20 protein-coding genes are annotated in these 20,034 nt (G+C 41.5%); 2 read left to right on the top strand and 18 right to left on the bottom strand.

The features are described from left to right. Positions 1-217 precede the first annotated feature (217 nt). The 10 genes from ACUNWA_RS09595 to ACUNWA_RS09550 form a co-directional block, all read right to left on the bottom strand. Positions 218-709 (bottom strand): Dps family protein, encoded by a 492-nt coding sequence (locus ACUNWA_RS09595; protein WP_445591682.1) that lies wholly within the window; start codon positions 707-709, stop codon positions 218-220. A gap of 36 nt (positions 710-745) precedes the next feature. Continuing rightward, a complete protein-coding gene (locus ACUNWA_RS09590; RefSeq protein ID WP_445591681.1) occupies positions 746-1,621 on the bottom strand; it encodes a universal stress protein in 876 nt (291 codons plus the stop codon). Between the two features lie 68 nt (positions 1,622-1,689). Beyond that, a complete protein-coding gene (locus ACUNWA_RS09585) occupies positions 1,690-1,920 on the bottom strand; it encodes a hypothetical protein (RefSeq protein WP_445591680.1) in 231 nt (76 codons plus the stop codon). Beyond that, the gene (locus ACUNWA_RS09580) at positions 1,917-2,282 is read right to left on the bottom strand and encodes a phage holin family protein (protein ID WP_445591679.1); all 366 of its coding nucleotides are present in this window, start codon (positions 2,280-2,282) and stop codon (positions 1,917-1,919) included. The genes ACUNWA_RS09585 and ACUNWA_RS09580 overlap by 4 nt, the downstream gene beginning before the upstream one ends. Positions 2,283-2,308: 26 nt before the next feature. Next, the gene (locus ACUNWA_RS09575) at positions 2,309-2,596 is read right to left on the bottom strand and encodes a YtxH domain-containing protein (protein WP_445591678.1); all 288 of its coding nucleotides are present in this window, start codon (positions 2,594-2,596) and stop codon (positions 2,309-2,311) included. Positions 2,597-2,630: 34 nt separating this feature from the next. Further along, the gene (locus ACUNWA_RS09570; RefSeq protein WP_445591677.1) at positions 2,631-2,813 is read right to left on the bottom strand and encodes a hypothetical protein; all 183 of its coding nucleotides are present in this window, start codon (positions 2,811-2,813) and stop codon (positions 2,631-2,633) included. 410 nt (positions 2,814-3,223) lie between these two features. Continuing rightward, positions 3,224-3,751: an HdeD family acid-resistance protein gene (locus tag ACUNWA_RS09565; protein ID WP_445591676.1), complete on the bottom strand. Its 528-nt coding sequence runs from the start codon at positions 3,749-3,751 to the stop codon at positions 3,224-3,226. 212 nt (positions 3,752-3,963) lie between these two features. Beyond that, positions 3,964-4,263 (bottom strand): hypothetical protein, encoded by a 300-nt coding sequence (locus tag ACUNWA_RS09560; protein WP_445591675.1) that lies wholly within the window; start codon positions 4,261-4,263, stop codon positions 3,964-3,966. Positions 4,264-4,462: 199 nt separating this feature from the next. Further along, positions 4,463-5,812 carry a sigma-54-dependent transcriptional regulator gene (locus ACUNWA_RS09555; RefSeq protein ID WP_445591674.1) on the bottom strand — a complete coding sequence of 450 codons (1,350 nt, stop codon included), beginning with the start codon at positions 5,810-5,812 and terminating at the stop codon, positions 4,463-4,465. 41 nt (positions 5,813-5,853) lie between these two features. Next, entirely contained in the window at positions 5,854-8,271 is a 2,418-nt protein-coding gene (locus ACUNWA_RS09550; RefSeq protein WP_445591673.1) for an ATP-binding protein, read from the bottom strand. Between the two features lie 407 nt (positions 8,272-8,678). Here ACUNWA_RS09550 and ACUNWA_RS09545 point away from each other — a divergent pair, with 407 nt between their 5' ends. Together ACUNWA_RS09545 and ACUNWA_RS09540 are read left to right on the top strand one after the other, a co-directional pair. Further along, positions 8,679-10,655 (top strand): putative porin, encoded by a 1,977-nt coding sequence (locus ACUNWA_RS09545; protein ID WP_445591672.1) that lies wholly within the window; start codon positions 8,679-8,681, stop codon positions 10,653-10,655. A 19-nt stretch (positions 10,656-10,674) separates the two neighbouring features. After that, the gene (locus ACUNWA_RS09540) at positions 10,675-12,108 is read left to right on the top strand and encodes a transporter substrate-binding domain-containing protein (protein ID WP_445591671.1); all 1,434 of its coding nucleotides are present in this window, start codon (positions 10,675-10,677) and stop codon (positions 12,106-12,108) included. Here ACUNWA_RS09540 and ACUNWA_RS09535 read toward each other — a convergent pair. The 8 genes from ACUNWA_RS09535 to ACUNWA_RS09500 form a co-directional block, all read right to left on the bottom strand. Then, positions 12,095-12,730, bottom strand: a complete 636-nt coding sequence (locus tag ACUNWA_RS09535) for an NUDIX hydrolase (protein ID WP_445591670.1) — start codon at positions 12,728-12,730, stop codon at positions 12,095-12,097. The genes ACUNWA_RS09540 and ACUNWA_RS09535 overlap by 14 nt on opposite strands. A 176-nt stretch (positions 12,731-12,906) precedes the next feature. Continuing rightward, positions 12,907-13,878 carry a TRM11 family SAM-dependent methyltransferase gene (locus tag ACUNWA_RS09530; protein ID WP_445591669.1) on the bottom strand — a complete coding sequence of 324 codons (972 nt, stop codon included), beginning with the start codon at positions 13,876-13,878 and terminating at the stop codon, positions 12,907-12,909. A gap of 136 nt (positions 13,879-14,014) precedes the next feature. Beyond that, on the bottom strand, positions 14,015-14,194 hold the full coding sequence (locus ACUNWA_RS09525) for a hypothetical protein (protein WP_445591668.1): 180 nt from the start codon (positions 14,192-14,194) through the stop codon (positions 14,015-14,017). A 47-nt stretch (positions 14,195-14,241) separates the two neighbouring features. Next, on the bottom strand, positions 14,242-14,808 hold the full coding sequence (locus ACUNWA_RS09520) for a YdeI/OmpD-associated family protein (protein ID WP_445591667.1): 567 nt from the start codon (positions 14,806-14,808) through the stop codon (positions 14,242-14,244). Between the two features lie 152 nt (positions 14,809-14,960). Next, complete coding sequence (locus tag ACUNWA_RS09515) at positions 14,961-15,935, bottom strand: toll/interleukin-1 receptor domain-containing protein (protein ID WP_445591666.1); 975 nt, start codon at positions 15,933-15,935, stop codon at positions 14,961-14,963. Between the two features lie 165 nt (positions 15,936-16,100). Continuing rightward, entirely contained in the window at positions 16,101-17,111 is a 1,011-nt protein-coding gene (locus ACUNWA_RS09510) for a hypothetical protein (RefSeq protein WP_445591665.1), read from the bottom strand. Between the two features lie 227 nt (positions 17,112-17,338). Then, on the bottom strand, positions 17,339-17,509 hold the full coding sequence (locus ACUNWA_RS09505; protein WP_445591664.1) for a hypothetical protein: 171 nt from the start codon (positions 17,507-17,509) through the stop codon (positions 17,339-17,341). 3 nt (positions 17,510-17,512) lie between these two features. Beyond that, positions 17,513-18,067 (bottom strand): hypothetical protein, encoded by a 555-nt coding sequence (locus ACUNWA_RS09500; protein WP_445591663.1) that lies wholly within the window; start codon positions 18,065-18,067, stop codon positions 17,513-17,515. Between the last annotated feature and the right edge of the window lie 1,967 nt (positions 18,068-20,034).

The raw sequence follows: 20,034 nt of genomic DNA, 5'->3' as shown, positions 1-20,034 counted from the left end.
AATTAACAACCAATCGTTGAAAACTTCCTTGGGAGGCTAAGTTTGTAAAAATAGTCATAAACCTCCATCCTTTCCTGAAAAGTAATTAATTCATCGTTATTTACTTTCACTCTTAATTAGGACTTAACGAATAAAAAATGCCGACAACAGCGGCTTAGAGGCAACAAAAAAGCTGTTGAAAAATCAACAGCTTTCTGTATATAGTGGTCTACCAAACCTATTTCTCTTCCGTCCAGGAAGTGAACATCCAATAGTATTTCTCCGTTTGCTTAACCATTGAGTTAACCAAGTCGATAGTTGACACATCGCCTAAATCATTGGCGGTTTCAAGCACATTAATCATTTGCGACAACAAAATTTCGAAGTCACTCAAAATTTCGGCAACCATCTCATCCGGACCTGGTATTCCTTCGGGTTCCGAAATTTTAGACACCTTCAGGTATTCGTGCAAGGTAGCCGTTGGTCGGGCTCCAAACACCCTCACCCGCTCGGCCAAATCATCAATATTCACCTTCGAGAAGTCATACAATTCTTCAAACTTTTCGTGTAGGTCAAAAAAGTCCTTCCCTGTTACATTCCAGTGAAAATTGCGAAGTTTTTGATAGTGCACATGATAACTGGACATTAGTAAATTAATCTGCTCAATTAATTCAGACGTATCTTTTTGATTAAATCCTAATCTTACAAATGTTTTTTCTTTGGTTTCCATTCTATTATTCTTTCTCTATTTTTTGTTCTTTATTTATTATTTCAGGTTTTCTTCTCGAAAAACCAACACAGGTCTGTTAAAGTGGGTGAGCACATAATGCGTTTCCGAAGACGAGAACAAGTCCGCTAGAAATCCTTTTGTCTCTTTCATAATGACAAGCACATCCGGGTTCTCCTCTTCCAGGTACTTCTTCAATCCTTCGCGAACATTTTTTTCATGTGCATGCGCAAAATGCAGCTTAAAACCATCAATACTCTCTTTGGTCATGGTTTTAAATCCGGTCCACATCAATATCGATTCAAAATCCGTTGATTCCATATTACGAAAAACAGTCAGAGTACAAGTGCTCGAATCCGCTTTAAGTGTCTTTAAATATCGCATGGCTTTAAAATCTTCGGAATGAAAAGCGGTTGCATACAGGTAACTATTGATGCTTACTGACGGGGTGTCGTCGGGTAAAATCAAAACCGGACAAGCTACTTTATCAATAATATTGGGGTAATTAATAGCGCCGGTGTCCAAGCCCGAATAACTGTTGTAGTTGCTCAACAACAACAAAACATCCTGATCTTCCTTAATGGTATTGTTAACAACTGTCAATCGACTATCTTCAACCACATCCAATTCATAGGGTATATTTTGCGGATGCAGCTCCAGGTATTTAGCCACAATTCGTTGCATTTCCGACTTGGCTTGCTCAAAGTCTTTTCTCAATGTTTTTTCAGCAACCCGAAGGCTTGCATCAATATTGGAGCCCGTAGGCTCAACAAAAGCACCACTTCCCATCCAATTAAAGTCCAACACATAGATAATTTTTAGCTTTCGATGTTGTTGATTACTTAAGTTAAACCCCGAAAAGATGAGGTTCTCCATATTCTTCTGGGTGTCTAGTAGTAATAAATTTGTTTTCATGACTCTAATTTTTAAGAATTGTATTGGTTGTAGGTTATCACTTTTGTTTTGAGTTTTCCCGTATTCGGTTATTCAGTGGCTGATTCCGACTCCGTTGACTTCTTATCTTTGCGATTCCGAAAAAACAATTGCAGCGCAATTTTCATCCCTGTTTCAAACGCTATGTTTTTCACATAGCTCGTAAACGCCTGCACGGTTTCTTCTGAATGGTCCTTTAGCTTTTCTTCGAGATAGCGCGACTTGTAACGCAAATTTTGTCGTTTGAGCTTCAATTCACGCATATTTCTGATACCCTTCATAATTCATCCTCCTTTTCATCTTCAAACAACAGGGATGAATATTTCCTCAGAACGATGGACGTGACAATCTGTTTTTTCAGCAAAACAAACAAAATAGTGAGCACTGCAAGTACTCCGATTACAAGCAGTAAACCTGTCAGATAATCATGATAAACTTGTCCGTACCAAGCAACAAATGCCGCGAACACAAAAAATAAAATCATTGCTCCTCCGGTAATCAGCACCAAGGTGCCAATTAAATAACTTGTAACTTGGGTCACTCGGCTTAACACCGATAACTTGACTAATTCGATACGTGTCTGAACGTACTTCTTTGTAACGTCACTGAGTTCACTGACATTGTCTGATAGGTTTTTGCTCATAGGATTTAGAAAATTAAGTTATTAGCTTACTTTTCGCTGGCGTTGGCCTGCGCTTTGGCTTCTTTTTTGACTTTCTCTTCTACTTGGTTTGTTTTTTCTTTGACCTGGTCAATCATTTCACCAACTTGTTCTTTCAAATGGTCAACTTTTTCACCGATGGTTTCCGTCATATCTTCAGAAACCCTCTTCACATTTTTCTGTATTTTTTTTCTTGTTTTTTCACCTTTTTCAGGGGCTAATAAAACTCCGGCTAAAGCACCAGCGGCAGCACCGGCAACAAATCCCAACAGGGCATTACGTGTTCCTTTACTCATGATTTCTATTTTTTATGGTTAATAATTAAGATATTTAGATAGACGTCTTCCTTTTATCAGACGTCCGTGTATTCTTCGACTTATTGAGTGTACTTGTCATTCGCCCAGAGCTCATGGAGCTCTCTGCTCCCCGAATCGTCATTTTCTCTGTAGCTGAATAAGACTTTGAATTCAGATAAAGATTCATATTCTCAATTCGCTTCTTTAGATTTTTCATGGTCTTCGTTTTTTCAACATTTACCTCAATAATTGAAAAAACCATTCCAAAACAAACCAACAACACCCATAAGACAACAAACACTGAATACCTGCACGTTACAAGAGCACCAACGAGAAATAAACTTTAGCAGCAGTAGAATATGTTCCACAACTTGTGGAGAAACCTTATCAAGCCTTAAGCGACATGGGAAGCAAGAGATTAGGCCAGGTAGAAGCTAAGTCATTTACGACCGTTCAAGAAAGCTCATTTGCTTAATCAAAACCCAGCTCACGGAGAAGTTCTATAAACCCATTGCTCCCTCTACACAGAAAGAACCAGACTTTCTGGCATCATGTAAAAAACAGCAAAACGAAATAAACTAATCAGTGTGGATCAAGCCAAAAGACAGAGAAAAGACCAAAGTAAAACTATGCGCTTTTTGGTGAAAGAACTGACAAGAGGCTGACAAACCCGTAAACCAAGGCAAACACTCCGATAACAGTAGCCAAGGCAAGTCCGCTACGCAAGGGCTCAAAGATGAGCACCAGTCCGAAAGAAAGCGCAATAACACTACTCAGAAATAAGCCCCAATTGTTTATGCCCGCTTTGCGCAAACTTGTAAATGAAAAAGCCATAAGCAATCCACCAAGCAAAGCCCATATCGCCATAACAATAACGAAAAAAGAAATGGTCCCTCCCGGATTGTATAGGATGAGGAGTCCTACACCGACATCGAAAAGCAGTTCGAACACAAATGAAGAACTCCCCTGTCGATTTTTAGATAAGAACAAAACAAGACCAGACATAGCTCCTTTAACAAGCAGCAAAACAGCTACAAACCGGGTTATAGACAGCAAGGTGAAGCCAGGATAAAACAAAAGTGCTAATCCCAGGAGCATCATGACCACAGCTCTCACATAGCTAAATGAACGTTTGTCTGCAACTTGTATTTTCATTTTGATAAGTATTTAAAGATTATTCTCGCCAATTAACAGGAATGAGCCACGCCAACACCTACCTCGCTAGTCCCCTGTCTTATTGCAAATTACAAAACATATTCCACGAACACATCCTCAACAAACCAATTTAATGTGCGATTTCCAGAAATTTTTGGATTTGCATCCGGATGAATTGTTCTGAGTTGCCAGTGTGCAAAAACATCCACAAACTAATGAGGGGAATCGTCTACACTCCTACCAGCAATTAGTACCTCAATAAAATCGGGTGGAACTGGTTTTTTAAGATAGGCACTCACAAACGAATACTGCATAGCCAAATCGCGACTCTTCTTACTTCCGGAACTGGATAAAATAAAAACTTCGGGTGTTTCGATGTTTACAACAAGTTGCTCAAACCGGGTCAGAAAGGTAAGTGCATCCATATCTGATAAATGCATATCTATCAACACATAATCCGGAAACTCATCAAGCTTTCCATCCTGCTTGAGTTGCTCTAGATAACCAAGCAAACCCGAAGCTTTTGAAAAAAATTGAACCTGCTTTTTTAACGTTCCCTTTTTCAGGCTACCCCCCTCCAGCCCAAAGCAATCAGGGGTATCATCAACAATCGCTATTTTCTTTAAAACATTTGACGGCCACATTTTGTATCCTCCTCAATGCCCCGAATGTCCAATATCTATTCCAAAAAAGTCATGGCCTCCTTCAATGCTAAATACCGTATTGTTTGATTTTATTGTAAAGTGTTTTCCGATCAATTTTCAGCAGACGGGCCGCTTTCGACTTATTAAAGCCAGCTTCCTCAATCGTTCGTAAGATGAGTTGTTTCTCAAATTCGGACGAGGCATCTTTCAATTTAGACTCTCCGATTTCAACCGATTCACTATTCACCTCCGATTCGGTGGGATAAACGATATCCCGCGGAAGACAGTCCTTGGTAATTTCAGTGCCAGACGCCAGCAGCGTAGCCCGCTTAATTACATTTTTAAGCTCGCGAAGATTTCCATGCCAGGGATATTTTTGCAACACCACTTCAACCTCGCTATGAATCCCTTCGATCTGCAAGCCTAACTCTTCATTAGACGTCTGCAAAAAATGATTGGCAAACAACAAAATGTCCTCTTTACGTTCACGAAGCGATGGCAGATTGATTTTAAATTCATTGACCCGGTGATACAAATCTTCTCTGAAATTATTCTGTCCCACTTCATCCAGCAAATCATCGTTGGTAGCTGTAATAATTCGGACATCAACTTTCTGTGTCTTATTTTCCCCCACCCGAGAAACCGTGCGCTCCTGCAAAACACGTAGCAAGCGCACCTGAATATCGTAACTCAAATTCCCGATCTCATCCAGAAAAAGGGTACCACCATTGGCTTGATGAAAAACACCTTCTTTGTCGCGAACAGCCCCGGTAAACGACCCTTTGATGTGACCAAAAAGCTCGCTGTTGGCCAAATCCTTTGGAATAGCCCCACAGTCGAGCGCCACAAAAGGCTTATTGTTTCGCTTGCTATGCTGATGAATAAACCGGGCAACGTACTCTTTGCCGGTTCCGGTCTCCCCCTGAATAAGAACCGACATGTTGGTAGGCGCCACACGTCGCGATAAATTAATCACCGAGCGCATGTTTTCACTTTTACCCATCACAAAGTCACCATCCGTATAAATATGATCCTTCACTCGTGGTTTTTCAGTAATTTCCCTGGATAGCTTTTGCTTGATAAGAGCCAGGATCTCCTCGTGCTGTAATGGCTTGGTAATGTAGTCCTCGGCTCCCATTTTCATCAACTTCACCGCCTGACGGACATCGGCGTAAGCCGTAATAATAATCACGATGGTGGATTGACTTATGGCCTTTATTCGTTGTAGCAATTCCAATCCATCGGTATCCGGCAGCCGGAAATCACAAAGGACCAAGTCAAACGGAGTGCTTCGGACAGCTTCCATTCCGCTCTTTCCTGAAAAGGCCGTATCCACTTTGTACCCGTGACTTGTTAACTGCTTTTTCAGTATTTCGCAAATAAAGGTATCATCATCAATGATTAATATTTTACTCATAGGGCTACAGTTATATAATTCCTGACTGTTCATTTTTGTTTCTATTTCCGGTAAGCACGTTGGGCTTGCTCCAAAACTTCGTGCATCCTGCTCATCACATGGCTGGTTTTTCCGGGAAGCTCAGTGTAAACCTTATCGCGCAAAGCCAGATCTTCTAGTTTTTCCAATTGTTCAACCAGCATATTCAATCCAAAAAACTTAAATGAAGGAATGGCTCGGTGAGCTTTTTCACCCAAACTGTTCCAATCTTCATGGTTCAGATCATCCTCAAATCCGGCGATAAAGCTCCTTGTATTACTTACAAATGTATCAATCATTTTATTAAAAAACGCATCATCGCCATTGGATGTTATCCAAAGATTTTCGAGACTAAACTCATCCACTGAACTACCCGAAGATCGTTCCAGCACGGCAGATTGGTCTGGCTGGGCGGAGCTTTGGGTCAACTGCAGCACATTGCAAATCTTATTATACAATTCGCGCTCCTTGAAAGGTTTGAGCACATAGCCATCAAACCCATGACTCATGTACAGTTTAATGTCGCTTTTCAGCACATTGGCTGTCACCGCCAACACTTTGGTCCGGTAGTTTGGGTTTTGGTCACTTTTCTTGATTTCGCTCACCACCTCCACTCCATTCATTCGCGGCATGTGAATATCGAGTAATATCATATCATACTCAGCAATCCGAAGTAAGTTCAGTGCTTCTTCTCCATTCCGCGCCAGCTTAAAATCAGCATTCCAGTTAGACAAAACTGCTTTGGCCAACAAGAGGTTGTATTCATCATCATCGGCAAACAGAATCTTTTTTCCATCCAACAAGTTATCACGCAGCGAATAATGGCTTTCGCGTTCCGCCTTTTCCTGCGCCGTTGCTTTCTGAAAGGGCAAAGTCACGGAAAACAGACTTCCAACTCCCAATTCACTTGTCACCTGAATCTGACCATCCATCAGCTCTATCAATTTCTTGCAAATGGTTAGTCCCAAGCCTGCCCCTTTGCGCTTTTTATCCAAATTAGCAGACGACTGTGTAAATTCCTCAAAAATAACTGGCTGCAATTCCGGCGAGATTCCCATGCCCGAATCTTCCACGTCGAACCGCAAGCGAACAGCCTCGTTTTCTGATTCAACGATGACGCAACGCAGCTCAACCATCCCCTCATCCGTATACTTCAAGGCATTCGACATCAAATTTATAACAATCTGCCGCAAGCGAAAGGGGTCGCCAATCAACGTCTCCGGAATTTTCGGATCAACTTGCACCGACAAACGCAACTTCTTCTCATTGGCTTTAATGATGAATGAATTGTAAATCACATTCAACACCTCGGTCAGGTTAAAGGGGGTTTTGTCGATATAGATTTTGCCCATGCCTAGTTTAAACAAGATCAGAATTTCGTTGACCAGCGAAAGTAAATGCTCGGAAGAATCGCTGATAAAATGAATAAAATTCTCCTGTTTCTTTGAGAGCTCCGTGTTCTCCAGCTGCTCGGCAAATCCGATGATGGCATTCAGCGGAGTCCGAATTTCGTGACTCATATTGGCCAGGAAAACGGATTTGGCCTGATCGGCATTTTGCGCATCATCCTTGGCTTTTTTCAGGCGCATCTCCACTTCCTTATCTTTTGTAACATTCTGAACGATGGCCGTTCCACCAACCACCTCGCTATTGAAATTCATTACCGGTGTAACCCAGATGTAGTAAATCTGATCTTCAATCCGGATTTCGCCATCAGCCATTTCACCGCTTAGCGCTTTCCGGTAAAAAGGAAACAGACGCTTATGAATTTTTTCATCGAAGGCTTCAAAAAGGGTTTTCCCGGCAAAATAGCTGTTCGACAAGCCAAAGCGTTCTTTTTCGCGGCCACCGGCCAGCACATAGCGATAGTCCGAATCAAACAGAAAAACATCAATATCCGGCAAATTTTCAATCACAATCTGCTGGTAATTCTTAATGTCAGTCATGGTCGTGTTCGAAAAATTGACGCCAGCCATAATGAGCTCGTCGCCTCCTTTCTCCGAAAGCAGTTCCAGACTGATGCTTGCCGCCAAGGGAATCCCCTGGGTAGAATGAATAATGGTTTCAAATTCCTGATTCTCCTTATTCGTTAGCAAACGATTAACCTTTTGCTCAAAAACCTCCTGCTGTTCAATTTTTAACAGATCGGACAAATGTAACGAACCACTTTTGGCAGGATAAAAAAGGTGATCGAAAATACCCGTATATTTAGAGACTTTGTAGTTGCGATCGAAGATAAAGATTGCTTCGTGCCGAACCGACTCCAAGGTTAAAGACGGGCTAGTCAGCGGATAACCAAGCTTGGACGACTTCACTTTATTACTCAGTAATTCAAGCAATTCGTCCAGCTCCATCAATGATTCAACATCGATATCACGATGATCAAGGTGACTAATAATTCCGGCAATTTCTTCGATTTGTTTCCCCAGTTTCTTTTTCATGAATGTGGCGTGCTTATAGATCGACTTATGGTTTCGGCTCCAGATCTCTCGGTCGCTAGCCTTAACCCGATGTACGTTAGGCCGTCATTGAACATAGAGACAAAATGCTCGAACCAAAGTTTTGAAGTTATCAATTTTTCATAAGCCAACCATAACATCCAAGTGATTATTACTCTTCAACAATATTTACTTAACCCATACAAGCTGACTGATTAATCAATTTTAAATAGCTTAATGCGTCCCTGCTGGTTCAATGCGAAAACAAACAATAAGCTCCACCGCCGCCTGCTTCCAATAAGACAAAATGACTAAGCATACAGCCATCTTTTCGAGCCCAAATGACTGCCTTAAACTTTTTTAAGGACAAAACTCAGTCAAACTTTGACTTTTAATTATCTTTGCCCCACATGTTTCAGAAGATACAATTAACCATATTCATTTTACTGAGCGGAGTAAGCCTTTTATTCGCCCAGCGGGAAATCCAGAACTTTGGGGGTTACAGCATGGACAGCCAGCAGCAACAGCCCAATGACAGTCTGGATGTTGACGAGCACGACCACGCCGAAAATATCCCTTCTTTCATCCATAGTTGGCAACTAAAAAACAACGGCGCGCTACGAGAAGCCTTCGAAGTGGATACCGTGCTGAATTTTTTCAACCTGTACAACCCCATTTACAAGGAGAGTATCGGTAATACCTTTACGGGGAATTTAGGCGGGGCTTACCTGTCGAATAACTTTTTTAAGCGCGAGGGAGATTCGGATTTTTATTTCTACCGGAACTTCGACCTTTATGCCAAGTTCCCGACGGATATCCGCTATTTCAACACAACAACCCCCTACACCTTGCTGGACTACACCCAGAGTGGAAACAAAAACATTCAGAATGAAACCCGATTCAATGCCTTTCATTCTCAAAACGTAAACAAAGACTTTAATTTCACCTTCTTTTTCGATCAATCGAAGGCAACCGGGCAATACGAGTACCAGGAAAATAAATTCCACACCGTTGGGTTATACTCCAGCTACGAATCCGACAAATGGGTATCGCATTTCAACCTACTGTTCAACCGGATCAAAAATCAGGAAAACGGTGGACTGGCTGAAGATGATGTGGACTTAAATGAATTTTCGGAAACCGACATTTACATCGTCAACCTGGATCAGGCCAATTCATCACTCCGCAACAATACTTTCTTTTGGAACACCGAATACCGGATGGGGAAAACCATTGAAGTAGAAGACACCATAGGAAATATTGTGGATGAATTTATTCCCCGAACTGGTTTTTTCTATCAGGTAGAATATTCGGGCAACCAAAAAACCTACAACGATGAGGATGAAGTTTCGAACAGGGAATTTTACCGATATACGTATATCGACTCCACATTAACAGGCGACACCATTGGTTACAACCGTTTTACCAATACTTTTCAGCTGAGGTTTTATGAAGCACCCGATCGGAAATTCTCCTTCACCAAGCGAGCGTATATCGGGCACGACCTCATCCGGATCAATATGCCGGTGGACACCTTGCAACGAAAATACAAACACAGTAATACCTTTGTTGGCGGAGGAATATCGCGCGACGAAGGCGTTTTTTGGAAATGGGGCGCCGAAGGAAAATTCTACCTGACCGGCTATCGCTCGGGACAAACCGAGCTGAATGCATTCATTTACAAACCCATTCGAATAGGAAGTGACACCACCAGCTTGCGAATTTCAGGTGAGCTGAACACCATCGTCCCCGACTATTTCGAGCAGCGGTTCAGCTCAAACCATTACGCCTGGACTAACCGGTTCGACAACATCAATGAAATGATTATCAAAGCGGAGATCAATTCACAAAAACATAAACTAACCCTGGGTGCCAATTATGCCTTGATTGGAAACTACATTTACAACAATGCCGATGCCCTGCCCTCGCAAGGCGGATCGGAACTGTTGGTGCTGTCCGCTTACCTGAATAAAACCATCGAATCGAAGCACTGGCTGCTACGCGGACAGGTTTTATGGCAAAAAGGCAACCAAGAAAATTACCTCCATTTACCCGACTTCAGCGGATACCTCAGCCTGAACTACAAGACCATCATTTCCAAGGTCTTACAAACCCAGATAGGCACTGATGTGCGCTACAATACAGAGTTCTACGCCGATGCCTACGACCCGGCAACAGGTCGTTTCTATTGGCAAAATCAAGAAAAAATTGGTAACTTCCCCTTCGTTGATGCACATGTCAACCTAAAACTGAAGCGAACCCGGGTCTTTTTTCAATGGCTGAATGCCGCTTCCGGGTTTTTAGATGGCGGGTTTTGGGCGGCACCGAAGCATCCACTTTATCGACGGACTTTCAGGTTAGGAGTAGCCTGGACGTTCTACGATTAGTTAGAAGTTATCCCAATGCATGAGTAAAACCCATATATACATTCAATTTGTTTCGTTTCTTTTAGTCGTTCTACTTTTTTCTTGTACAGGCAAAAAACGCGCCGAGCGAGAAGACGCATTAAGTCGCAAAAACGACCTCACGCGCATCATGAAATCCGGTCAGCTAAAAGCCGTGGTGGACTACAACTCTACCAACTACTTCATCTACCGGGGAAAACCCATGGGCTTCAAGTATGAACTGCTAAAACAGCTCGCCAAAGACATGGGCGTTGAGCTGGAAATATCGGTCAGCAACAACCTGGAAGAGACCTTTGAAGGACTAAACAACGGCCGCTACGACCTGGTAGCCAAAAACCTGACCGTCACCAAAAAGCGCGACGAGACCATTGCCTTTACACGCCCGCTGGAGCAAACACGGCAGGTACTGGTGCAGCGCAAACCACCGAACTGGCGCAACCTGAGCTCAAAAGCCATTAACGACTCACTGATTCGCAACCAGCTATACCTGGCCGGCAAAACCATCTACGTCCAGAAAAACACCTCTTACTACCGGCGCCTGGTAAACCTTTCGGATGAGATTGGTGAAGAAATCAACATCGTTCAGGATTCGATTTACGGGGTGGAGCAACTGGTGTCGATGGTGGCCAACGGAGAGATTGACTATACCGTGTGCGATGAGAATGTAGCCAAGGTCAATCAAACCTTTTACCCCAACCTCGACATTGACACGCCCGTCAGCTTTCCGCAAAACATTGCCTGGGCGGTACGCAACGGCTCCGACGAGTGGCTGAAATACCTCAACAATTGGATTCGGAACTTCCGAAAGACGACCCTCTACGCCGTTCTTTACAACAAGTATTTTGAAAACAGCCGTTCGAGCGGCATGGTCAACAGCAGTTATCACTCCATTGGCGGAGGTAACATTTCGCCATTCGACGACCTGATCAAAGAAACCGCCGACCAATCGGGCCTCGACTGGCGCTTTCTGGCAGCAATCATCTACCGCGAATCGCGTTTCGATCCCGAAGCCGAATCGTGGGCCGGCGCTTACGGACTGATGCAAATCATGCCCGAATCGGCCGACTTGGTGCGCATGAACGAATTTGAAGAACCGAAGCACAACATCCGGGTGGGCGTGCGTATTTTACAGTGGCTCGACAAAAACCTGAAGTCGGCAGTGCCCGACTCGACCGAACGGGTGAAGTTTGTGCTGGCCTCATACAATGTTGGCTTAGGCCACGTGAAAGATGCCCAGCGACTGGCAAAAAAGTACAATAAAGATCCGGAGATTTGGGACGATAATGTAGACTACTATCTGCTAAACAAGTCGGCCTCGAAATTTTTCAAGGACCCGGTGGTGCGTTGGGGCTATTGCCGGGGCGAAGAACCCTACAACTATGTGAACCGCGTGCTGGAAACTTACCGCGATTACAAAAACATTATTGAAGAGTAAGGCTTCCCTCGCGAAGCAGCTCCAAAAACTCAGCTAAAATCATAGCGGTGGCTCCCCAAATAATTTCGCCTTCGTGCGGATAGCAAGGCACCGTCAGTCGCCCACGCAGGGTATCCATCTCGGTGTGCTCAATCCGCTCTTCCTGCACAAAATCCTGAATGGGCAGTAAAATCAGTTTTTCAGCTTCGTCATGGTTCAGCACAAAATCGGGCTTGTAGTCGAGCCAGCCCACATACGGGAAAATGGTAAACCCGCTTACCGGCACAAACAACTCCGACAAGCGGCCCAGTATACGTACATCCAGCGGCGAAATGCCCACCTCTTCCTGAGCCTCGCGCATAGCCGTGAGCTCCGGACTTTCGCCCTCCTCAATTTTACCTCCCGGAAAACTAATCTGCCCGGGATGATCTTTCATGTTCGGATTACGACGGGTGAGGCACGTGTAAATACGCCCCTCGTGTGGAAACAACAAAAGCAACACACTGCTGTACTTCACCTCCGGAACCTCCCTAAAACCAGCCCGTAGTTTCCGGCCTGGTGGAAGTAGTTTCCGGTGCGCCTGCTCGCCCGGCAAATCGCGCTCAAGCAACTGCTGTATATATTGTACAAAATCGAAATCCATGACTACAAGATAAGAAAGTTAGCGCCAAAAACGGCATCAAACAAAGACCATTTTACAGGAAGCTAACACGGGGCAATTCACTGCTTTTTGAACCGAAGATAAAGAAGTAATCGGGGGTGGTTGCCGAACTAACGAGCCGCCCAAATTGCGCTGCCTCCTTTATGTGCTATTACGGTTTATCGCTTTTCGTTCTTGATTCCGTTCGCACTATTTTTTTCACAAACCCATATGTTTCTTGCAAACTTTTTTCCTTTTTTCCCAACCGAGCAGCAATCTGAAACTTTCAGTCCCAATTCGCTTATTAAAGCTTTAATATCTGAAGTAGATACAATCACTACCCGAGCGGTTAATTTCGCGGCTGATTCAAGTATATTCAGGGTGATTTCGTCATTCGAGAAGGAGTATAAATTGTAGGGGAGGTCAACGATTGCCGTGTCGTACCGATTATCCAGATCCTTAATGTCTGAGCGATATACATTTGCTTTATAATTATAATGTGCCAGATTTTCCCGGGTGTTTCTGCACGCTTTCCAGTTGATGTCACATCCTTCGATCTCGAAACCGGAAATACAGGCTTCCAACATGACCGTACCAACGCCACAGCAAGCATCCAACAAGCGATTGCTCCGATCGCCCTTCGAAGCAATACTAACCAGCGTTTTAGCAATGTCCATATTGATCGCACTGCTAAACGAACACGGCTTATTCTTGTGTTTAAACCAGTCCGAATTGTGTTTAACCAATACCCCGAAGTACCAGGTGTTTTCACAATGGGCGATCGCGTAAATGACCGAGGGTGTCACGTAATCGGGGTCCCCTACAATCCGTAAGCCAACATCCCGCAACTTTTCAAGCCGCTCGGCATATTGAGTTGAATCACCATTCAGAATCAGGTACTCCGCCTTAAACCCATCGCATTGAATATTTTCGTTCTCGATGTTTTTTAACAAGACGGAATAGTCGTCGGACGAGGAAATAATCTCCAGCCGGCTTTTTATGAATGGGCTGATGGACGGATCAACTTCAACACTCGAAAACAGCCAATTATTCTGTTCTTCCCGGTTGAAAAGCTGCCGACATTCCAACTTGCATAATTCACTGTTATGAATGTCGTATTTAAACGAATAAATGTAACTCTGATTGGGCATAAGTAATGTCGACTTGTTGCGCTAAATTTTTAGTTGCAGCACGATGCTCATCAAACGATCGGACACTTGTCTGCGACCGAAAGGCTTGACGGGTTAAAACAGGAGGCCTGCCGCCCATCAGCTTATTTCGTACCGTTTATGGTGCATCAATGGGCTTGCTCATCAAGGCTATTGGCAGCCCTACGATTGGCGTGAGTACCAATGACCAAAAAACGGATTTTCCATAGCCTATTTTTCGCTTGGCGCCAATGTATTTTGCAATTAAATGAGTCAGCACAATATAAACGACAAAGATACCAATCCAAGTGTAATCCATGGTTTTAAATTTTAACGCGTTTCAAAAAAAAGCAAATCATTTATTTTTCAATAGTATTTCTCAATTCCGCCAAAGCCTTTAATCCGCTTATTGTCTTTTGTTTTGGCGATAAAATTGTTCAGGCGCTTTTCAAACTCTTCGGGCCTTTTCCGCGCACTATTGATATACGCCACTCGAATTCGCTTATAGGGTTCCGAAAAGTTTTGATAATTTTCCCACACCAGCGGCTCGGCTTTTAACTGAGCGAGAATGTCTTCGGGAAACACGAATTCCTGTTGAATTACTTTTAATACCTCATGTCGAATGGAGTCGTGAATCAACCGGTTTTCAAACAGCCATTTTAAGCGCTCCATGTTGGGTTGCGAAATCGACGAGTTCTTTCGTCGCTTACAAAACCGTTGAATCGTGGTCTCTTCGTTCAGCGATTTAACCGTACTGTCAATCCACCCAAAGCACAAGGCTTCTTCCACCGCGTCATTGTACAGAATTCGTTTTCGGCCCGTCTTCTTTAAGGGGTATTCCAACCAAACAGCGTCTTCCGTCTCAAAATGGGCTTCCAGCCATTTCCGCCAATCCTTTCTGTCTGTAAAATATTTCGTTGTTAGTGTACGCATTGCTTATTGGTGGTTAACGGTGAGTATAAGAATAGTAGTCGATTGCGCGGCACTTTCCTGTCAAGTTACAAGAAAATTGAAGCGGGCTACAACCCTTTATTTTACTACTATTTCGGCTATTATTTTTATACATTGTTGGCAACTGGCTTTTATTAAAATGGTAATTCTTCCTTTCTATTATCAGTCGCTATTTTTTCAAATAATTCAGTAACCATTTCCTCTGAATCAATTAGTTCATTCGAAAATTCACTTATTAATTCAAATTCCTTTGGATTTCCATGACTTGTTAATGCGGATACTTCAATAAGATTCTTTACTTCAAGTCTTGTTAGAATGCTTTCATAATTGCTAGAAAGCTTGTCATTTAATTCATTAACATCTTCCCAAACTTTTATTTTTTCAATTTCCTCTGATAGTTGCCATCCAGCAAGTAATTTAAATCGGTTTCTGTCAATTATATATTTAGCTAGAATAATTTCCTCTTCCTTTAATTTTCCTTTTTCAAGGTCTTTGAAGAAACGTGAATTATACGAATTCTTTTTTATTATTCTTTTCGGCGTTTCTTCTACAATTTTATTCGGTTGCTCTGTATCTTTCTGCTCAATTAAAGATACTGGAACAGGGTGAATTTCATTATTAAGTTGGTCATTCAAATTTGCAATTGAAGTCAAAAAATGTTTTACTTTTTGATTTATTAGAGCATTATTTTGAGTCACATTAAAAAACTCTCTTAGCGAATCAATAAACGAAATTATTCTGCTTTCATTATTTATGAAAAATCCAATTTCTCTAGGGTCAATAGCTCCATTTAGAAACTCTGGACTTTGTAAATTAAAATTTGGTGTAAATATCATAGCGTGGTCATTTTCGACGACCCAAGCCGCACCCATTTCATTTAGACAAGCAACACTTTTATAATAGCTCGGAGAAAGCAAGTAGATTACATAAGGTTTTTCAACAATTCTCTCCTTTAACCATTGAAATATATTATTCCCAGTTGGAATACCATATGCGTCATTGCTTGTAAAAATTATTTCTCCACTATTAACACCAATTGAGATTAGTAAGTCAACTAAATAGTTTCCATAATCTGCATTTTGGGACGAGTGTGATATAAATATTTTCATTTCGTTCTATGTCTTTTTAGCTTGTTGCCAACGGTTCGGCCATATGAAGTGGCCCGATGTGCGTGTGGTATATTCGCTTTCTTGTTTTTGCCTCAGCTCGCGCGGGAGCTAAACTCCCAAATTCCGCCAAGGCTAGGGCTACTTTATGATGGCTTGTTGTGTGCTTTAATTTCTTCTTTTTTCAATTAATTCATTTATTCGATCAGGAAGCTTTCCTTCGAAATATTCATATATTAAAGGATTTCCAGATAGAAATTGACTAGTAAGTTCAACCCAATCTTCAACACATAGGTCTCCATTAATTTTAAATAATTTTTGCGACTTAGTTTTTATGTGTTTGCCATTCTTAAAATTGTAATTAAAATCAGAGTCACGTCGATTGTGGTATTCTTCACAATTATAATAATGGATTGCCCCATCAAAGTGTCTAAATACTTTCTTCTTTATGTCGTATTCAGCATGAACATATCTTACTGGAAAATAATCAACTCCATTAATACAAATCGTTTGTTTTTCAGTCTTGAATTCCTCTAATTGAAATGTTTTGACACTATTTTTTGAAGTCCATAGAATATCAAGTGCATATGTAGCTCCAAAAAAGAATTCAATATCTAATGAATCCAAATCAAGTGGAGGTCTTAACTTAACAACACCATCCTCAATTTCAGAAATTAATTTTTGAAATTTTGCTCCATACCACGTATCACGTTCAATATACATTAGGTTGTCAACATTAACCCTAACAACATCTGGGTCAATCGCTATATACTTTTCAATCTTACCAGAATGAAAGTTCCAAAAAACATCAACGAATCTTGGAGAATAGCTGTTTCTTTCATGATATCCTCTTCTAAAGTGAGGATGAGCCATAATTACGAATTTGTCTGAGAAATAATAACCTGACGCAAAAGGTTCTTTTTTGAAATCCTTTTCAATCGCACTCGTTTTCAACAAGTCCTCTTTATCAGGTGTCAGTTGGCAATTTAATTTGGCTACGATATTCGGGTGTCTTACAATAATTCCAATTGTTTGAATATAGTCAAAATCATCTTTTCCAAGTTCAATATTCATTTTCTTAGAATAAGTAATAAAATCATTTATTAGAGATTCATTTTTACTTAATTCCTTCAGTCTTTCTTCTTCTTGAAATTTGTAATAATCCTCAATTTCTTTCATTGCTGAAAATTGTGTAAGTCACGCTTTTTATTATTGCACACAACGGATGGCGCTATGTAACGTAGGCGCCTTTGTTGATTTATGTTTTAAATTTTATAAAAAGGAAAGGTAGCTATTTTAGGATTACATTTAACTATAACTATTCTAAAAAAGCTACCTTGCCGTTGCTCATTAAAAGCACTAAACCTTCGCTAACCCGCTACCCGCCTATGTTATATGAGCGCGTGTTAGGTGCTGGCTTTTTTTTTGTGTTTGTTAACTCTGTAAATTAATTCATAGTCGTGAGCAGGCACAAACATTGGAATTTTCTTTAATTCATTTTCAGAAAACTCAATTGCCTCGTCAAGTTTTTTAACTTTCAGTAGTTCTATTAATTTATCAGCCAAGTCAAAATTCATAGTTTATGGGTCTTTTTTTAATATTAATCTTTCTGCATTCTCCGAATTACTTTTGGTTAAAATTCTGCGAGGATTTGGAGTTGCCAAGAAGTCAGAACTGATTTTATTGAACCAATTATCATCGAGTACTTCAATTTTAAATGAAGCAATCATATGCTTTGTTATCCAATCTATATTTCCATAATATTTAGAAAGTATGCTGTCCTGTGAAAAATTCCCAATTTTATATTCTTGAGCAATTTCGTAGCCTTTATAATCTCTATAAAATCTCGCGTAAGATATTTTTTCTTGTTTGCATATTGCTAAACAATAACATAGCACAGAGTCTAAAGGAAAATAATTTGGAAATTTCTCCTTTGAAATATTTAGAACAACATCTGCTTCAAAAATTGTGTCTTTCGGTAAAACCTTTAAGATTTGTTTTTCTGCAAATTCATAACTAAACCCAATATATTTCTCGACATTAGCACAACAAATATGTTCAGTTTCTGAATTATTCTTAACGCCTATTCCACACGAGGTCATTAATACTATTACTAATAAAACTAAGTATCTCATTGTCGTTTTTTTTAAGCTTGCACCTAACACTTGTATATCCACAGTCTTGTGGATATATTCGCTTTAGTTGGATGTGTTTTTGCTGGTTAAAACGCGGATTGTGTGCGGAGGGTGTCCGTTGGTTAGTACTGTCATTGGTTTTTTCTTTATTAGGTTTGGCTGATCAAGTTACAAAACTTTACAAAATGTATGAGTCGGTAAGCGTATTTTATTTTCGTTCTAAACAAAAAACACGCACTCCCCCCTACCCTTGACACTGTTTTGGGAAAACTCCCCCAACCGCTTCGAGAAACTCTCAAAATGTCAGAAAAACACCTCCTTTAACATCAGGAACAGGTCCGTTAAAAAATAAAGAGGGCGTTTTGTCATAAAAAGAGGTCCACTTACGACAGAAAGGGGTACTTCGGCACCAGAAAGAGGTACATTTGTAATAAAAAAGGGTCCTTTGGTTTCAGGAAGAGGTACTTTGCCCTCCGAAAAGAGTACTTTCAGGGTAAAAAGGGTTGCGTTCATTAAACTGTGTTGCTTATCTCAATAGCAAGGCAAACATCACAAACCGATAAACACACGGACGTACGAACAAACGAAGACCGAAGCTAGCAAAACCTAACTCCCCAACTTCACCGCCAGGTGAAAAGGACGGCCTACGAGGGTTTTGAAACAGAAAACAAGGAAAGGAATTCGCGCCGGGACTAGCTAAGAAAACCCTGTTTGACGACCAACGGGAGGAGTTGGTTTTCGGGGAGTGACTGAGCCGTCGTTTTCGTTCAAAAGCATCGTCCGCCTTGATCTTTTGGTTCTTTTGGATTAAGCCAAAAGGACAGCTTGGCTTCAAGCTGACACCAATTTTTGGACCATTTCCAGCAAAAAAAGGTACAACTGACACCGTTTTTTGAACATTTTCGCCCTATTTTTTATAAAAAGGGCCCAAAATGGCTTGGTTTGGTCAAAAACCTCATTGGCAGGCATGTCAACCCCTCTGGTAAGGTCATTTACTTCTCTGGTAAACACATTTACCTCTCTGGTAGACACGTTTACCTGTATGGTAGCCTCATTTACCTCTCTGGTAGACACATTTACCTGTCTGGTAAGGTCATTCACCGCTCTGGTAAACACATTTACCAATTAAAGTTGAGAGAAAGAGCAGTTTTTGACTCTACTAACACGAAAAAGCACACGAAAAGCAGAGGCAACGTTAGGGATTAATGGCTGACTTCGATTGAAAGGAGAACACTTTACACAAAAAACAAGCTTGACGACTTCCTCCACTTCACCGCCAGGTGAAAAGGACGGCCTACGAGGGTTTTGAAACAGAAAACAAGGAAAGGAAGCCGCGCCGGGACTAGCTAAGAAAACCCTGTTTGACGACCAACGGGAGGAGTTGGTTTTCGGGGAGTGACTGATCCGTCGTTTTCGTTCAAAAGCATCGTCGGCCTTGATCTTTTGGTTCTTTTGGATTAAGCCAAAAGGACAGATCAACGAAGGCACGAAGTCATGAACGCACGCATAATCCAAACAACTGACGACATGAATATCTGAGAATCAATTCTTAATCCGATTGCGGCTTAATTCGTGTTTGATAATAACTCCTGCTCTTTTCGAATAAGGTAATAAGGTTTGTTGGGTGAAAAATTGAATGGCGCTACTAAGGTTTAATAAAACGCTCCTTACGCTAGTGGTTGGATTTCCTTCTCTTCTCGAAGGAAGGTGTCCCGGGAACCGGGACGGATGGGTTAAGAGAATCAGGGAAACAGGCAGAAGGCAGTAGGCACGAAATCAAGAACGCACAAACGCACGCACAATCTGAAAATCTGAGCATCTGAATATCTGAGAATCTATTTTTAATCCGATTGCGGCTTAATTCCTGTTTGATAATAACTCCTATTCTCTTCGAATAAGGTAATAAGGTTTGTTGGGTGAAAAATTGAATGGCGCTACTAAGGTTTAATAAAACGCTCCTTACGCTA

This window comes from Sunxiuqinia sp. sy24 (genome assembly GCF_052677165.1).
The sequence above is the reverse complement of the archived record's forward strand: the minus strand, read 5'-3'. Positions and strand labels throughout refer to the sequence as shown.

Bases quoted from the DNA above. Each gene is read 5' to 3' on its own strand.
- ACUNWA_RS09555 (WP_445591674.1), bottom strand. From the start codon at position 5,812: ATGAGTAAAATATTAATCATTGATGATGATACCTTTATTTGCGAAATA.
- ACUNWA_RS09520 (WP_445591667.1), bottom strand. From the start codon at position 14,808: ATGCGTACACTAACAACGAAATATTTTACAGACAGAAAGGATTGGCGG.
- ACUNWA_RS09530 (WP_445591669.1), bottom strand. From the start codon at position 13,878: ATGCCCAATCAGAGTTACATTTATTCGTTTAAATACGACATTCATAAC.
- ACUNWA_RS09565 (WP_445591676.1), bottom strand. From the start codon at position 3,751: ATGAAAATACAAGTTGCAGACAAACGTTCATTTAGCTATGTGAGAGCT.
- ACUNWA_RS09500 (WP_445591663.1), bottom strand. From the start codon at position 18,067: ATGAGATACTTAGTTTTATTAGTAATAGTATTAATGACCTCGTGTGGA.
- ACUNWA_RS09570 (WP_445591677.1), bottom strand. From the start codon at position 2,813: ATGAAAAATCTAAAGAAGCGAATTGAGAATATGAATCTTTATCTGAAT.
- ACUNWA_RS09525 (WP_445591668.1), bottom strand. From the start codon at position 14,194: ATGGATTACACTTGGATTGGTATCTTTGTCGTTTATATTGTGCTGACT.
- ACUNWA_RS09515 (WP_445591666.1), bottom strand. From the start codon at position 15,935: ATGAAAATATTTATATCACACTCGTCCCAAAATGCAGATTATGGAAAC.
- ACUNWA_RS09580 (WP_445591679.1), bottom strand. From the start codon at position 2,282: ATGAGCAAAAACCTATCAGACAATGTCAGTGAACTCAGTGACGTTACA.
- ACUNWA_RS09545 (WP_445591672.1), top strand. From the start codon at position 8,679: ATGTTTCAGAAGATACAATTAACCATATTCATTTTACTGAGCGGAGTA.
- ACUNWA_RS09510 (WP_445591665.1), bottom strand. From the start codon at position 17,111: ATGAAAGAAATTGAGGATTATTACAAATTTCAAGAAGAAGAAAGACTG.
- ACUNWA_RS09535 (WP_445591670.1), bottom strand. From the start codon at position 12,730: ATGGATTTCGATTTTGTACAATATATACAGCAGTTGCTTGAGCGCGAT.
- ACUNWA_RS09590 (WP_445591681.1), bottom strand. From the start codon at position 1,621: ATGAAAACAAATTTATTACTACTAGACACCCAGAAGAATATGGAGAAC.
- ACUNWA_RS09585 (WP_445591680.1), bottom strand. From the start codon at position 1,920: ATGAAGGGTATCAGAAATATGCGTGAATTGAAGCTCAAACGACAAAAT.
- ACUNWA_RS09540 (WP_445591671.1), top strand. From the start codon at position 10,675: ATGAGTAAAACCCATATATACATTCAATTTGTTTCGTTTCTTTTAGTC.
- ACUNWA_RS09595 (WP_445591682.1), bottom strand. From the start codon at position 709: ATGGAAACCAAAGAAAAAACATTTGTAAGATTAGGATTTAATCAAAAA.
- ACUNWA_RS09505 (WP_445591664.1), bottom strand. From the start codon at position 17,509: ATGAATTTTGACTTGGCTGATAAATTAATAGAACTACTGAAAGTTAAA.
- ACUNWA_RS09550 (WP_445591673.1), bottom strand. From the start codon at position 8,271: ATGAAAAAGAAACTGGGGAAACAAATCGAAGAAATTGCCGGAATTATT.
- ACUNWA_RS09575 (WP_445591678.1), bottom strand. From the start codon at position 2,596: ATGAGTAAAGGAACACGTAATGCCCTGTTGGGATTTGTTGCCGGTGCT.